Below are 15,344 nucleotides of genomic sequence, written 5' to 3' on the forward strand. Positions count from 1 at the left end.
ATTGCCGGATCGCCAGTGGCGATTCAGTTAATGGCGTAACGGGGTTTCTCGGCCAGCGCTTCGCTCAAAGCCAGATGCTCCGCCGCATCGAACAAGATTTGCTGTTCGCGGAAAAATTCGGCACCGGCGTCGATCGCGTCCTGCATCACGGCAATGACGTAGCGTTCCGCGTGCGCCGAGCCTATCATGTTGTCCGGCACCGCCGCTTCGAGTTGCAAGCTCTGCCCGGTCTGGTCGAAGCCGCGGATGCGCAGGCCGGCGAACGCCGCGCGCTCCTGGCTGCCGGGTAGCATAAATACGATATCGAGGGCCGGCGAACGTTTTTGCACCGGCAATTGCCGGTAGCCGGCCAAAGCGATTGCAATCTTGGTGATGGCTTGGCTGATGGCGCTGTCTTCCAACGCCCGGTCCGGCGTCATCGAAGCGATAAATAGACTCATCGTAATTCTCCTGGGCAAGTGTTTGCTTAACGTGCAGCAAAATCGGTTCCAGAATTTGCGGTCCGCTGCCAGCGTCCGGAAATAACAGCCGAAGGCCCGCTAGTCGCGGTCTCAGCCGAGGCCGTACCGGTTAGCCGGCGCCGATCAGGCGCCGGATCGGCGTGGATTGTTGTGGTAAAGCGGACAAAATGCGGCGAGACTGGACGGCAAAGCTGCAAGCCGCTTCCGGTCAATTGCTGCGGTGTAAGCGTTTGAACAGGTAGAAGCCGGCAAACATGGCCGCAACAAAGACATAGTTTCCGGCCAGCCCTGCGGTGAGACCGACCAATGCCGGTCCCGGACAAAAGCCGGAGATGCCCCAGCCCACGCCGAATATCGCTGCGCCGCAGACCAAGCGCGCGTCGATCGCTGCCGGCGCCGCACCGGTGTCTTGTTCGTGGTCGGCGGCTTCGGTATTGCGGTGCAGCCAATGCCGGGCTCCGCCCAAGGTCGCCAGCGCGCTGGCCATGACCAGCGCCAAACTTGGGTCCCAGGCTCCGGCCACATCCAGAAAGGCCAAAACGTTGGCCGGATTACTCATGCCGGCAACCACCAGACCGATGCCGAACAGCAGGCCGTAGCCGAAGAGTATCACTCCGTGTTTCATGACGTTTCCCTCTCTCAAAGCCAATGACGGGTCAGGAAGACCGTGATGCCGGCGCTAAACATAAAAATCAGCGTAGCCACGATAGAACGGGGCGACAGGCGGGCGATACCGCACACGCCGTGCCCGCTGGTACAGCCGCCGCCGAGGCGGGAACCGTAACCGACCAATAGTCCGGCCAGCGCCAGAAGCGTAGGCGACGCCTGCAATTCCGTGACCGGGTCGGCGCCGGCCAATTTCGCGAGCGGCGCGCTGGCGACCAGACCGGCCAGAAACCAGATGCGCCAGACGTTGCCCTTCGGCCAAGGCGGCAACAGACCGGCAGCGATACCGGAAATACCGGCGGTATGTTTGTAGGTAAACAACAGTAAGGCCGCGGAGGCGCCGATTAAAACGCCGCCGAGAACGGCGGCGAGCGCAGATGAGTAATCCATGAATTCAGCATATAAGGAAAAGCCGCTATTGAAACAGAAAAGCCCGGAACTGGCGAGAACGGACCATTCGCCTGGTTTTGTAACCTTTCCGGCTGGTGAGTTTGGCGAAATTAACTAAGCTTGTAGACGGTATTCGCCCCGATTTTGCGCGACACCGAGGAAATAAGATGTCCGATAAACCCTTCTGTATTTTTGTTGTGGATGACGACGCCTTGTTGCGGCTGGTGATTGTCGACCAGTTGCAAGGCCAAAATTATCAGATTCACGAGTTTGCCAACGGTGCCGATTGCTTGGCTGCATTGGATCTGCAGCCGAATCTGATTCTGCTGGACATTGAGATGCCGGGCCAAAGCGGGATCGATGTTTGCCGACAGATTCGCGCCGACGATAACGACGAGGTGCAAGTCATGTTCGTCTCGGCGCACGATGACCTGGAAATTCTGTTAACCGCCTTCGATGCCGGCGGCAACGACTTCATTCCGAAAAATGCCAAGAAGGAAGTATTGCTGCGCAAGGTCGAATTGGCGATCGAGACCGAACAGCAAAAACGCAATCTACGCACTCAGCTCGATTACGCCCAGCAAACGGCATTCACGGCCATGTCCAGTTTGGGCGAGACCGGAGCGATCCTGCATTTTCTGCGCACTTCGTTTCAATGCCGGACCCCGGCGCAACTGGGGGCATTGATCATCGAGACGCTGCCGCAATACGGTGCCAGCGGTCTGGTGAAACTGGACGATAGCTGCGGCGAACACGTTTTCGGGCCGGAGCCGGTATGTTCGGCGTTGGAGCGCTCGATTCTAAGCTATGTGAGCAAACTCGGCCGTATCTATCAGGCCGGAGACCGACTGGTATTGAATTTTCCGAACGTGACCTTGTTGGTGATGGGCCTGGATGTGACCGATCCGGACGCGATAGGCCGCTTGCGCGATCACCTGGCGATTCTGGTGGAGGGCGCCAGCGCCCGGATGGAGGCGATGGTCGGCGAGCAGCAACGCCAATTGCAGGCCAAAGCCAGGCTGGAAGGTATTCGCGAATTGAATGCATTGTTGAGCGAAATCGAACAAAACCAACAGGTCAACCATCAGCAGCTGGTCAATCTGTCCGAACAACACCGCAGCAACATGGAGAACGCGTTCGTCCATTTGGGGCTGACCGATAGCCAGGAGTATTTGTTGCACGGCTATGTCGAAGAGTTAACGACTCAGCTGGACCGCTTGTTCGATAAGGACCACCAGCTGGCATTGCGCTTGAATCAGATCCTGGAAAAACAGAACGCGTTGCTGGCCGGCAACGCCGAAGTAAGCGGGCAAGCGTGAGCCGGAACCCGTGAAGACCGGGCAGAACCCCATAAAAGTCTTGTTTTTGCCGGCCGAAGCGGTGATGAACCGCTTGAGCTTCAGCAAAAAGTTCAGCGTGATCGGGCTGTTGTCGCTGTTGGCGGTACTGGCGGTATTTTTTAACCTTTATCAAAATCTGAATCGCTCGCTGTCCTATGCGCAGCGGGAAGTGACCGGATTAAGCCAGATTGCCCACGTTACCCGGGCGTTTCAATTGGTTCAGCAGCATCGCGGCTTGTCGGCGGGCTTAATCGGCGGAGCTGAAAGTTTGCGGGCACGGCGCGACTTGGTCGAAGCCAGGACAACTGCGGCACTTGCCGAGCTGGTGGCCGCTAGCGATGCCGGTTCTGCGGGCGTCGCGATAGCCGAGGGCCTGCAGACGGATTGGGCGCTGTTGTTGCAACAGGGCGGGACCGAAATCAGTCAGCAGCGCAGCTATGAATTGCATAGTAACTTGATTGCCGGCCTGCTGGAGCTCGCAGCACTGGTCAGCGAGGAAAGCCGCTTGGTCAACGAGTCCAGCCTGGCTACCCACCACTTGATTTTGCTGGTTGTCGAGCAATTGCCAAAGGCCTTGGAAAACATTGGCCGGGTCAGGGCGATGGGGGTCGGCATCCTGGCCGCCAAGCAGATCGATGCCGCGCAAAAACAGGAACTGGCGGTACTGAAAAGCCGGATATTGGACGACGTCAAAACGCTGGAGCACGCCGCGAAAGACATCCAGCGTTACAACCCGGCGCAACTGCCGCTGATGGCCGCGATGTTGGATCGTATCCGCGATGCGGTTACTCTGATCGCCGGGCATTTGATCGACGATATGCTGCAGCAGCGCTTTACCGTCGATCCGGATCAGTTTTTTTCTACCGCGACCATCACGATAGACAGCGTTTTCGAGCAAATATACGACAGTTTTCTGCCCGAGACGGAGCGGGCTATCCAACGCCGGATAGCCGAAATGCAAACCTCATTGGCTTTGAGTGTGGGTGTGCCGGGTTTTTTGCTGGTGTTGATCGCTTATTTTTCGATAGGCGCCCATTTGTCGATCAGTGCCAGCATCGCCGGTTTGGCGAAGGCAGCCAAGGCGTTCGCCGAAGGCGATTTGCAGCAGCGGCTGGCACAGGATTCCGGCGACGAAATCGGCCGGGTGGCCGGGCATTTCAATCGAATGGCAGACGGCTTCGCCGCGTTAATGGCGGAGCGAAAACGAGACGAGGTCCGTTTGCGCAGCATCGTCAATACCGCCTTGGACGCGGTCGTGCAAATGAATCGCCATGGCGAAATCACCGGCTGGAACCCGCAAGCCGAGGCCATCTTCGGCTGGCAAGCCGAGGAAGTCTTGGGCCGGCCATTACACGATGTGATTCTTCCGGAACGGTATCGCAGTGCCCACTTGCAGGGCTTGAAAATATTTCTCAGTAGCGGCAAAGGCAGCGCGGTCAACCGACGCATAGAAGTTGCCGCATTGCGCCGCAGCGGCGGCGAGTTTCCGGTGGAATTGGCTATCACGCCAATCGAATTGGCCGATGCCGTTGAATTCAACGCCTTTATTCGCGATATTTCGTTCGAAAGGCAAGCCGCTGCCATTCTGCGGAATAGCGAGCAACGCTTTCGGGCCTTATTCGAATTTTCGTTGGACGCGATCATGACCTTGAGCCAGGCCCGCGGCTTTTTATCGGCCAACCCGGCCGCGGTCAGCTTGTTCGGCTGCCGCGATCTGGCGCATCTGTTGAGTCTGTCCCCGGTGTTGCTATCGCCGGAATATCAGCCGGACGGCCGTTGTTCCGCAGAGTTGGCCGCACTGTACATCGAACGGACATTAATGGAGGGCGCTCAACACTTCGAGTGGCAACATAAGCGCGCGGACGGCGAGCTGTTCTTTGCCGAAGTGCAACTGAACCGCATCGTCATCGGCGACGAAGAGCTGGTGCAGGCAACCGTGCACGACATCAGCGAGCGCAAACGGGCCAAGCAGGAGCTGGTGGCGAGCGAGGCCCGCAACCGGGCGATTTTGCGTACCATGGCCGACGGTGTGGTATTGATCGACCAGGTCGGGACTATCCTGTTGGTTAACGATGCGGTTTGTAACTTGTTCGGCTACGACGAAAACCAGTTAATAGACCACAATGTCAGCCTGCTGATGCCAGAACCCCATCGTTCCAGCCACGATGGCTATCTAGCCAAATATATGACGAGCCGCAGTCGCGCCATCATGAACCGCTGTGTGGAATTCGAAGGACTCAGATCGGACGGCAGCACCTTTCCGCTGGAATTGACGGTCAGCGAGTTGATCGACGATTACGAGAACATCTTTATCGGGGTGATCCGGGATATCAGCAACCACAAGGCTACCCAAGCCGCGCAAGAGCAGGCTCGCTTGCAAGCGGAGCGTCTGTCGCAAGTCAAAAGTGATTTTCTGGCCAACATGAGCCACGAAATTCGGACGCCGCTGAATGCGATTCTGGGCTTGGCCAAAATGAATTTACGTAAGGCCGGGGCGGAAAATGCCAACATGGCCAAAATTTACGAAGCCGGCCAACACCTGTTGAATCTGGTGAACGATATCCTGGATTTTTCCAAAATCGAGTCGGGCAAAATGCAGTTGGACCCGCATCCGTTCAAACTGGCCGACCTGATCGGCGAAGTCCGCGAGTTACTGGAGCTGCGGGTGCGGGAAAAGCAGTTGACGTTGGTGGTGCAGTTCGACGGCGAATTGCCGGAATGGGTGCTCGGCGACGGTTTGCGTTTGCGGCAGATACTGCTGAACTTATTGGCTAACGCTGTCAAATTCACCGATAGCGGCTATGTGGCGGTCAAAATCAGCCGTCGTGACGCCAACGTGCGCTTCTCGGTGATGGATAGCGGGATTGGGATGACCGCGGAACAGTTACAGCGCCTGTTCAGCGCATTCGAACAGGCCGACAATTCGACCACGCGCAAGTTCGGCGGCAGCGGTTTGGGGTTGGCGATCAGCCGGGATCTGGCGCGGTTAATGGGCGGCGACATCGAGGCGCAAAGCACGTACGGCGTCGGCAGTACCTTTGTGCTGACGGTCCCGCTGCCGGCCGCCGAACCGGAAACCGGGGATAGCGGCGCACTGGCCGCCAGCGGTGCAAGATTGCAAGGTCTACGCATACTCGCCGCGGAAGACGTCGAGTTGAATCGGCTGGTGCTGGCCGACATTCTGCATACGGAAGGCGCCGAGGTGGTGTTCGCGGAGAACGGCCAGCAGGCGCTGGATTTGATTCAGCGCTCCGGTCCTCAGGCGTTCGATCTGGTTTTGATGGATATTCAAATGCCGGTCATGGACGGTTACCAGACCACGCGACGGCTGTTGGCGCTGGCTCCGGATTTGCCGGTGATCGGCTTGACCGCTCATGCCATGGAAGAGGAGCGTGCGCGTTGTCTGGAGGCCGGCATGAAAGACCGCATCACTAAACCGGTCGACGAGAACGCCTTGGTCAGGGCCATTGTGAAGGCGGTGCCGTTGCGCCTGTCGGCCGTCGTTGCAGTGCCGGTCGACCAGGACTTGCCTGCGCCGCCGTCCCAGGACGTGTTAGATACGCCAGCGCCGCCATGTTCGAGCTTGATCGATTGGCAAGCCATGCTGGAGCGTTTCGACGGTCGCCAGACTTTCGTCGATAAAATTATCGACAACGCGCTCGACGGCAGCCAACAACAAAATCTGGAAAAACTGCGGCTGGCCGCAGAGCATGGCGATCTGCCGACGATCAAATTTGTCGCCCATAACTTGAAAGCCTTTGCCGGGATTTTTCAAGTCCAATCGTTGTTACAACTGGCGCAGCAAACCGAGTTGGCGGCCAAGGACGCAAAAGCCGACTCGTCCGGTCTGGCGATGCAATTGGCCGAATTGTTGGGGAAAATCTTGCAGGAACTGTCGGGAAAGAGGGGCGCTTGAATGCCATGTCGGCAGAATTTGCCGCCGGGCTGCGCAAAAAAATGGCGGGTAATTAAACCCGCCATAAACAACTTCCCTGTAGCTAGGAGGAGGTTAGCCACAAATAACGACCGCTGCGGCAAAGCGAGGCGGTCGTTATGTCAGCGTGCTAAACCTCTAGGATAAAACGATATAATCACAATCCTATATCTACAGATCAGATTTGGTTTGCTACCGTCGACTAACAGTATAGGTTAGTTAAAAAAAGTTTCCAGGACGGTGGGTTTTTTTTGAGGATTTAGATGAATTTAAACCAACTCGAATTGTTGCGTAATCTGCAAGAAACCGATTTCAACCTGAGCAAGGCCGCGGAAAAAATGCATGTGGTGCAGTCGGCGGTGAGCCGGCAATTGCAATTGTTCGAAGCCGAATTAGGTTCGCCTTTATTTATTCGCCAAGGCAAAAAATTGACCGGCCTGACGCCGCTTGGCGAAAAAATCATGGACGAAGTCGATTTGATTAATCAGGCGAAAAAGAACATTCAACTGATCGCCGACGACTTTCTCGACAACAACCACGGCACCTTCCGCATCGCCACCACGCATACCCAGGCCAAATATTTGCTGCCGGGGCCGATCGCCCGCTTCCGGGCCAGATATCCCGGCATCAAGATTTATATGGTGCAATCCTCGCCGGATAATCTGGTCAACTTGCTGCATCGGCATCAGGCCGATCTCGCCATTTGCACCGAAAAGTTGGCCGACGACGACAAACTGGTAGTCAAGCCGTGTTACGAATGGCATCACATCGCGATCATGCCGGCCGGACACCGGCTGGCCGACGGCGAAATCACGCTGCAACGTCTGTCTGCCGAACCGATTTTGACCTACTCGCCGGGGTTTACCGGCCGTAGCGCCATCGAAAAAGCCTTTCAAAATGCGCGCTTGCCGCTGGATATTACCTTGGCCGCGGCCGATTCCGACGTGATCAAAACTTACGTGCGGCTGGGTATGGGCGTCGGCATCATCGCCGGTACGTCCTACGAGCCCGGTCGGGATAGCGATTTGCTCGCGAAAGATCTGGCCGGCCTGATACCCAGCTCCACCACCAAGATCGCGTATTTGAAACAACTGTACGTGCCCAATTACTGCCGGTACTTTATCGACGAGTTGTTGGTAGAAGCGGCCGCCAACTACACCGCGGCCGGCTGAGACCCGGTCGGCGATTGCGCCATATCGCCGCTTTAGCGTGGGTTATTTAACATAGCTTATTTGATTTCGGGCCGACCGCTACCTCGTCAGGCGGCTTAGCCTGCTGATTGCAGACGGTTTCCGGTTTGCGGCGCTAATTTTGCTGGTGTGCAAAGGACATCCCGCATTCCGCACCGCCAAGCCAGCAGCCCATGTCATTTTCTGTCAGCCAATCCTTACAAGAGCTTTATCTCGACTGCCGCAGCGAGCTGGAAGCAGTGCTCTTCGCCCGGCTACGCTGCCGGGAAACCGCGGCCGATCTCAGCCAGGAAGCCTTCGTCCGCTTATGCCGTAGCGAGGATCTAAGCAAAGTCGGCAACCTGAGGGCTTACCTGTTTCGCACCGCGCAGAATTTGCTGTACGACCATTACCGCAGTCAGAGCGTGCGTAACGCGACGATTGCCGACTGGCCGGAACCGGACTTGCCCGATGCCCCCGATCTGCGCTGCGCCGAAACCGTGGCTTTGAGCGAGCAAGCCCTGGACAGCCTGATCGGCAGTCTGGCGGAATTGCCGCCGCTGTGCCAACGCATCTTTTATCTGAACCGCTTCGAAGGCATGAAACAGCGGGAAATTGCCGAGCAACTCGGTATCTCGGTACGCACCGTGGAAGACAACATCAAACGCGCGTTGCTGCATTGCGCCAAATCCTTGGCTCAGCCCTAGCCGGACGATGTGGTTCAGGCTACCGGCCTCGTCTATCATATATCGCCTTCACCGTTGACTCAGGAATCTGCCATGACCACCGCACCGCTGCCGGACGACGACTCGCGCTTGCTGGAGCAGGCTTGCGCTTGGCTGGCGAAACGGGAATCCGGCGAATTTTCCGCCGCGGACCGCCAAGGTTTGGCGGCCTGGCGCGAGGCGGGTCCGGCCCACGAACAGGCCTGGCAACGGGCCCAGGCGGTCTGGCAAGGGCTGGGGCAATTGCGCGGCCGGCCGATTCCCGGCGCCGAACCCAGCTTGCAGGAACGCGGCCGGCAGCCGGCTACCGATGTCGCGGCGACCGTTTCAGTCGCGCCGACCTGTCCGCCGCTCCGAAATCGGCGCCGACGGCTACGGTGGGCACCGGCAATTGCCGCTTGCGTGTTATTGGCGTTGACCTTGGCGGCGTTTTATCCGCCCTGGGCATGGCAGGCCGACTATCTGACTGGTAAGGCCGAGCAGCGTCGGGTGGTGCTGGCCGACGGTTCTCGGCTTATTTTGAACGCCGACAGCGCATTGGCGATTCGTTTCGATAAGCTCCAACGCCGGGTCGAGTTGTTGCGCGGCGAAGCCTTTTTCGACGTGGCCAAGGATGCGCAGCGGCCGTTTTTGGCCGCCACCGATGCCGGCGAAGTAAGGGCGATCGGTACGGCTTTCGGCGTGCGCCGCACCGGTGCGCAAACCCAGGTCGAACTGGTCGAAGGCCGGGTCGAAATTCGCATCGGCGACCGGCACAACCCGCTGGCGGCCGGCCAAACCGCCGCAATTGCGGGCGGCCAAATATCCGTCCGCCCCGGTCGGCCGGAAAACATGGCGGTGTGGCGCGACGGTTACTTGCAATTCGACGGCGTGCCGCTGGCGGAAGCGGTCGAACGCATCAACGCCTACCGCCCCGGTAAGGTATTGCTGCTGAACTCGGCTTGGGCGGATAAACGGATCAGCGGCCTGTTTCGGCTCGATGCCCTCGACCAGGCCGTCGCCGGCTTCGGTTCCGCGGTGCCGGGCCTTAAAATCGTGTCCTTGACCCGGTATCTGGTGGTGTTGCGCTAGCCCGGCGCAGCATCGGCAACCATCGAAGACTCCCGCCTACCCTTAATTTGAGTTTGTCCAATACAAATTAAGGGCTTAGCTATCAAAGTCTTTACCAGCACCGAGTGGATTTGTTTAACGTTAACCGCTCCAGATCAAGCCCAACGGCTCAAAGATGTTTGAAAAGCTGTTTTATTCAACCACAAATCTCGGTTTGATCTGAGTAAGACAGCTACTGTCGGGTGCTTGCTGCGGGTTAGCCAGAAACTCGGCGGCAATTTGCGTCGAACAGGTCCCGGCAGGCATATCCTTCGGCACAAACAAGGCCCCATGTCCGACACCTGGGAAGGTGTAAACATAGGCGGTTTTCAAGTTCTTAGCCACGGCCTCCCCATAGGGCAGCGGCGTGACTGGATCGTAAGTACCGTTAAATAAAAGGGTTGGAATGTCAGGGTTTTCGTAAGCAAAAGGCGGTTTCAACTCGGCCTGGAGAATATCACACGCTTTCGTCACGCCTTCGGCCTCGCGGATGCCAATGGGCAGCAGTTGCGGATAGGCTGGCGGCAATAACTGGGAAGGCGTCACTTGCACCGATTTTGCCCGCGCACAAAGGACGGTGTGATACATCTCTTTCGCGCCGTTTTGATTTTCCAAGTCCTCTGACAGTTTTTCCGTCACCCAATCGAAGTTGCCTTTGCTGGCTGCATAAATGAACTTGGGTAGCGAACTGCCGCGGGCTGATTCAGCGGAATAGGGCCTTGCTAAAAAGTGTAGGACACCATTCAGAAAGGTATTGCCATCGAGCTGACTGGCGATCGGTTTTTGGCTGGAGGGAAGGGTCAGGGTAATGGGAATGGGTTTCTGATTAAATTGATCGACCAGCGCCAAAAATTTCTGCTCCAGATTGGGATAGGCCTGACCGCATTGTTGGTCTTGCGCGCAAGAGTGGAACACATTCCGCAAGGCATAACTCATCGAGTGTCCGGCGCCCAGATTGAAATCAACATTGGTGGTGACGACGCCATCCAGGATCACGCTGCGCAGTTTGGCTTGGTGCTTATCCGCCTGCGCAATCACATATTGCCCCAATAAGGTGCCGTAAGAAACGCCATAGTAGTTGAATTGCGGGTAGCCCAAGGTCTCTGCCACAAAGTAGACATCGGCAGCATTTTCGCGGGTATTGAAGGCGTTGGGATTAATCCCTTGCGCCTTAAGGCGATCGTTACACGCCTTGAACCAGCTTGGATCGGTGTAGCCTATTTCCCCTTTGGCCACTGCGATATAGTGATCATTGAGTTCCGGACAAGACAGGAAGGGCTTGGAATAACGTGTCCCCCGTTCCTCTAAGAAGATTAAATCGCGGTTCTCTAACAAGACAGGGAGTTCGGGAAAATTCGGCAAGGCCCCATCGGCAATATCACCGATGGTTGAGTCCCCAGGACCTCCCTGTTCGACAAACAGGGGATCGAGCGCCGGGTTTTTGCCACTGCTACGCGTCCGAATCACGGCCAGTTGGATGGTGGGGCCGTTGGGTTGGTCATGCTGTGCGGGGACGGTGACATAGCCGCAATCCGATTGCGCGGCAATCGCATCAGGCACGTCAAAAATTTTGCACGCCACGGTTTGCCAGGCCGAACCAAATTTGGTTGATTTGGACGCTACTGGATTGACCGAACAGCCGCTGGACAAAGTAATAAAGGCAGTGAGGAGCGTGATTTGGCAAAAATGATTCAGCGGTTTGCTCATGTGGAATATTTCCCGGTCAATCAATTCAATAGTGAAACTAGGGCCGTACCCTAGACCTTATGCATCTTGATACTGCGAACGACCATATGGCAGTCCGGTAAGGTGGTCACGGCCTTTTGTGCCCACGCGGGTCGAAACGGTGGGCAAATTTGCCCGCCCTATATCTGCTAAAAGCAAGTTACCGGACGATCATAAACTAGAGGGGCGTCCGCAACTGGCCGAATTCACTCCTTCCGCCGCAAAGCCGAAATCAGCCAAGGCAACATCAAGCGCTGACGTTTCCGACGAAATCAAATCGCCGGAAACGCTGAAAATCGCCTGCAAATAACTAAAAAATCAAGGCGCTTTTTTCCAGCCCGCCGCCATTGCCTGCTTGACCGTATCGAAACAGCGCTCGCCTCTGCTGAAGTCGATGACTACGCCGGCGTAGCTCGGGTGGCTGGGGACGAAGTAGTATTTGCGGTTCTTGCCGGAGATATTGCCTTTGACCGGGCAGGCGTCGGGGTTGCCGTTGTTGCCGTCCGAGTCGCCGCCGCCTTGGCCGCCGGGGCGGGGGCAGGCGAACGGGGCGAAATCGCGGTCGTAACAGACCCGCCATTCCTTGGCTTTGCGGTCGAAGTAGACGCTGTCTTCGGGCAGTTGCGGATTGTTTTGCACGAACCAGGCTTTGCCCTTGGCTTCGTTGGTGATTTGCTGGTCAGGCAGATGCAGCGCGCTGTGCAATGCCAGCGCTTTATCGAAATAGGCCTGCGGCGTACGCAGATTCCGGTCGATCATGCAGGTACCGTGGTTTTCGTATTCGTGTTGCAACAGCCAGGCGCTGGGCGTCATGCAGAAATATTTCGCCATCAGTGCGCGGTCGATTTTGGGCTGGTCGCCGGCGCAGGCCCGCGGGTAGTCGTTTGGTTTGGCCAGGGTGCCTTGCGGCCACAGTCCGTGCAGGATGTAGCCGAAACGGGCGTTGCTGCCGCATTGCAGATAATCTTTTTGGCCGGGGCGGCGTTTGTCGCCTTTCTCGGCGCAATAGCGCGGCGCCCAGGAATAGGACAGCACGTAAAATTCCGACGGCCGGTCTTGGGCGGCGTCGGCGACCTCGTTGTAGGCATCGTAAGTGTCTTTAGGGTCCACGCAGTCGGCGTGGGCTAAGGCGGCACAAAGCGTCAGGCACATCACGGCAAGCAGGTTCGATCTGGACATGGGCGCGCTCCTCATCGTTATTATGGAGTAAGTCGGTAGCGCGGCCCGCCACGACGCGCGCTAGATCGATTATGCCGCAGCCGCCGTGACAATATGAAGACTTTTTCCGGCCCGAGGCTTGGGCGGGTTTTCCTCTCGCAGCAGTAATTGGCCCAGTCATTGAGGCCGCAGCGATGTGGATTCTTCCGCCAATTCCGTCTTTACCCTTAGCAGCCGCAGTGCGGCCCCGTAACCGAGACGAAATCAGGAGTGTTCATGTCCCACGCAACGCATCGCCGTTCGATTTTTATCTGCCGTGCGCTAGTCGCGTCGACGGCCCTGGCATTGGCCCCGGCGGCTCAGGCGGAAAACGTCGGCGCCAAGCATTATTACGACATTCCGGCCCAAGCGCTGAACCAGGCGTTGTTGCAGTTCGGCAAACAGAGCCGGCAACCGTTGATTTACGGCACCGACATCGCCGAGCATCTGCGTAGTCGGGCAGTGCAGGGCGAGTATACCGACGCCGAAGCGCTGAATATGCTGTTGGCCGATTCGCCGTTGCGGGCGCAAACCACCGGCGACGGTACCGTGACGATTCAGCCCAAGCCGCCGGAGCTGCACAACAAAACCAGCCCGGAGCTGATGCCGGCGATGACGGTGGTCGGCAAGCCGGTCTATGCCTGGAATGCGCCGGACAATCCGGATTACAACCGGCCCAACGCCACCACGGCCACCAAAACCGATACCCCGGTGATGGAAACGCCGATCTCGATCCAAATCGTGCCGAAAGCGGTGTTGGCCGACAAACAGACCATGACCTTGCCGGATGCCGTCAACGGCCACGTCAGCGGCGTGTTGGGCCGCACCGGCGGCGGTTACCTGTACGACAATTTCGTGATCCGCGGCTTGGCCGGGTCCGATTTCGGCGACGCTTACCGCAACGGTTTGTTCAACCGCCAGGACATTTACGATATCGCCAACATCGAACAAATCGAGATTCTGAAGGGGCCGGCGGCGATGTTGTACGGCCGGATTGAGCCCGGCGGTTTGGTCAATTACGTGACTAAAAAACCGCTGGATACCGCGTATTACTCGTTGCAGCAGCAGTTCGGTTCCTTCGACCAATATCGCACCTTGCTGGACGCCACCGGGCCGCTCGATGCCGGCAAGACCTTGCTGTATCGGCTGAACGGGTCGTATACCGACCAGCAATCGTTTCGCGATTTCGTCGGTAACCAGCGTTTTTTCGTCGCCCCCAGCTTGACCTGGCGGCCGAACGCCCGCTTCGAAACCAACGTCGATCTGGAATACAAACACGACCAATTCAATGCCGATGACGGTATCCCGGCGATCAACGGCCGGCCGGCGCGGATTCCGCTCAGCCGGAGCCTGAAGGACGGCTTCCACCGCCAAACCCTGGAAAGCACCTCGGTTGCAGTGGACTGGACCTACCATTTCAACGACGACTGGAAAATAACCCAGCGTTATTTGTTCAAGGACTGGAGCTTGAGCGGGCCGACGTTGTACAACTACATTGGGCTGCGCGACGACTTGCGCACGCTGGACCGGATGGCGTCGAAAGGGGTGCAGGACGTCATCACCCACTCCGGCAATATCGACCTGAACGGCAAGTTCGAAATCTTCGGCAGCAAACATAATCTGCTGGTCGGGTTCGACGGCTTCCATGCCTTGACCAGCGCCCATGACGCCCAAGCACCGACCGCGCCGATCGACATTTACACGCCGGTCTACGGCCAAGTCGACTTCGATGCCCTGACCGCCGATAACGCCTTCTTTTACCGGCGGGAGTCCTGGGTCGGCGCCTATCTGCAGGACCAGATCACCTTGTTCGAACGCTTGCATATTCTGCTGGGTGGGCGCTACGACAGCGTGACCACCGGTGCGAATTTTTCGCCGGTCTCGTTGCAAGCGGCGGAATTGGGGCGCAGCCCGGCCAACGACGACGCCTTCAGCCCGCGAGCCGGGTTGTTGTATCGGGCGCAGGATTGGCTGTCGCTGTACGGCAGTTTCAGCGAATCGTTCAGCGCCAACAACGGCGTCAGTGCCAGCGGCGAGAAATTCGATCCGCAGCGCGGCAAGCAATACGAATTGGGGATTAAAACCGAATCGGCGGATCAGCGATTTTCGTCGACGTTGGCGTTTTTCTATCTGACCAAAAGCAATATGCTGACCGACGATCCGAACCAGGCCGACCCCAATTTTCGGATATTGGCCGGGCAGATCCGGAGTCGGGGTATCGAGTTGGATTTGGCCGGGCAAGTCACGGACCAACTGCATTTGCTGGCGACCTACGCTTATACCCAGGTCAATTACACCCAGGATTTCGAGGGCCTGCAAGGCCACAGGCTGGAGAACGTGCCGCGCCACCAAGGCAGCCTGTGGGGCACCTGGCAGTTTAACCAGGCCTTCAAAGCCGGCCTGGGCGCGGTCGCGGTCGGGCCGCGGCCGGGAGATTCCGATAACAGCTATCTGCTGCCCGGTTACGTCCGCTTGGATGGGATGGCGGCTTACACCCAAAAAATCGGTCAGCAGCGGCTGACCGCGCAATTGAATATCAACAACCTGCTGGACAAGGAATACTACGCCAACTCGGCCGGCAGCAATCTCGGCGTAATCCCCGGCGCGCCGATCAATGTAATGGGCTCGTTGAAATACGAGTTTTAACG

The 15,344-nt window shown here is 57.6% G+C and carries 12 protein-coding genes; 7 read left to right on the forward strand and 5 right to left on the reverse strand.

Features of this window, described 5'->3' with window-relative positions; genetic code table 11:
• Positions 1 to 23: 23 nt before the first annotated feature.
• From PL263_RS02245 to PL263_RS02255, 3 genes are all read right to left on the reverse strand, one after another.
• Positions 24 to 440 carry a hypothetical protein gene (locus tag PL263_RS02245; protein ID WP_278211501.1) on the reverse strand — a complete coding sequence of 139 codons (417 nt, stop codon included), beginning with the start codon at positions 438 to 440 and terminating at the stop codon, positions 24 to 26.
• Between the two features lie 229 nt (positions 441 to 669).
• Positions 670 to 1,086 carry a DUF6691 family protein gene (locus PL263_RS02250; RefSeq protein WP_278211502.1) on the reverse strand — a complete coding sequence of 139 codons (417 nt, stop codon included), beginning with the start codon at positions 1,084 to 1,086 and terminating at the stop codon, positions 670 to 672.
• Positions 1,087 to 1,100: 14 nt separating this feature from the next.
• A complete protein-coding gene (locus tag PL263_RS02255) occupies positions 1,101 to 1,517 on the reverse strand; it encodes a YeeE/YedE thiosulfate transporter family protein (protein WP_278211504.1) in 417 nt (138 codons plus the stop codon).
• Positions 1,518 to 1,684: 167 nt separating this feature from the next.
• Here PL263_RS02255 and PL263_RS02260 point away from each other — a divergent pair, with 167 nt between their 5' ends.
• The 5 genes from PL263_RS02260 to PL263_RS02280 all read left to right on the forward strand — a co-directional run bounded on the left by PL263_RS02260 (position 1,685) and on the right by PL263_RS02280 (position 9,756).
• Positions 1,685 to 2,836: a response regulator gene (locus PL263_RS02260; protein ID WP_278211505.1), complete on the forward strand. Its 1,152-nt coding sequence runs from the start codon at positions 1,685 to 1,687 to the stop codon at positions 2,834 to 2,836.
• Positions 2,837 to 2,846: 10 nt separating this feature from the next.
• Positions 2,847 to 6,773, forward strand: coding sequence for a PAS domain S-box protein (locus PL263_RS02265; RefSeq protein WP_278211506.1), 3,927 nt, complete (start codon positions 2,847 to 2,849; stop codon positions 6,771 to 6,773).
• A 281-nt stretch (positions 6,774 to 7,054) separates the two neighbouring features.
• The gene (locus PL263_RS02270) at positions 7,055 to 7,963 is read left to right on the forward strand and encodes a LysR substrate-binding domain-containing protein (protein ID WP_278211507.1); all 909 of its coding nucleotides are present in this window, start codon (positions 7,055 to 7,057) and stop codon (positions 7,961 to 7,963) included.
• Between the two features lie 191 nt (positions 7,964 to 8,154).
• Complete coding sequence (locus PL263_RS02275) at positions 8,155 to 8,667, forward strand: RNA polymerase sigma factor (protein ID WP_278211508.1); 513 nt, start codon at positions 8,155 to 8,157, stop codon at positions 8,665 to 8,667.
• 72 nt (positions 8,668 to 8,739) lie between these two features.
• The gene (locus tag PL263_RS02280; protein ID WP_278211509.1) at positions 8,740 to 9,756 is read left to right on the forward strand and encodes a FecR family protein; all 1,017 of its coding nucleotides are present in this window, start codon (positions 8,740 to 8,742) and stop codon (positions 9,754 to 9,756) included.
• 171 nt (positions 9,757 to 9,927) lie between these two features.
• On the opposite strand, the gene PL263_RS02285 is transcribed toward PL263_RS02280, so the two are convergent.
• A complete protein-coding gene (locus PL263_RS02285) occupies positions 9,928 to 11,481 on the reverse strand; it encodes an alpha/beta fold hydrolase (protein WP_278211510.1) in 1,554 nt (517 codons plus the stop codon).
• Between the two features lie 139 nt (positions 11,482 to 11,620).
• Between PL263_RS02285 and PL263_RS02290 the strand changes: the two genes are divergently transcribed.
• Positions 11,621 to 11,809 carry a hypothetical protein gene (locus PL263_RS02290; RefSeq protein WP_278211511.1) on the forward strand — a complete coding sequence of 63 codons (189 nt, stop codon included), beginning with the start codon at positions 11,621 to 11,623 and terminating at the stop codon, positions 11,807 to 11,809.
• 8 nt (positions 11,810 to 11,817) lie between these two features.
• Here PL263_RS02290 and PL263_RS02295 read toward each other — a convergent pair whose 3' ends face one another.
• On the reverse strand, positions 11,818 to 12,678 hold the full coding sequence (locus tag PL263_RS02295) for a hypothetical protein (protein WP_278211512.1): 861 nt from the start codon (positions 12,676 to 12,678) through the stop codon (positions 11,818 to 11,820).
• A 255-nt stretch (positions 12,679 to 12,933) separates the two neighbouring features.
• On the opposite strand from PL263_RS02295, the gene PL263_RS02300 reads away from it, so the two are divergent.
• Positions 12,934 to 15,342 carry a TonB-dependent receptor gene (locus PL263_RS02300; RefSeq protein ID WP_278211513.1) on the forward strand — a complete coding sequence of 803 codons (2,409 nt, stop codon included), beginning with the start codon at positions 12,934 to 12,936 and terminating at the stop codon, positions 15,340 to 15,342.
• Positions 15,343 to 15,344 lie beyond the last annotated feature (2 nt).

This window comes from Methylomonas sp. EFPC3 (assembly GCF_029643245.1).
GTDB classification, from domain to species: domain Bacteria; phylum Pseudomonadota; class Gammaproteobacteria; order Methylococcales; family Methylomonadaceae; genus Methylomonas; species Methylomonas koyamae_B.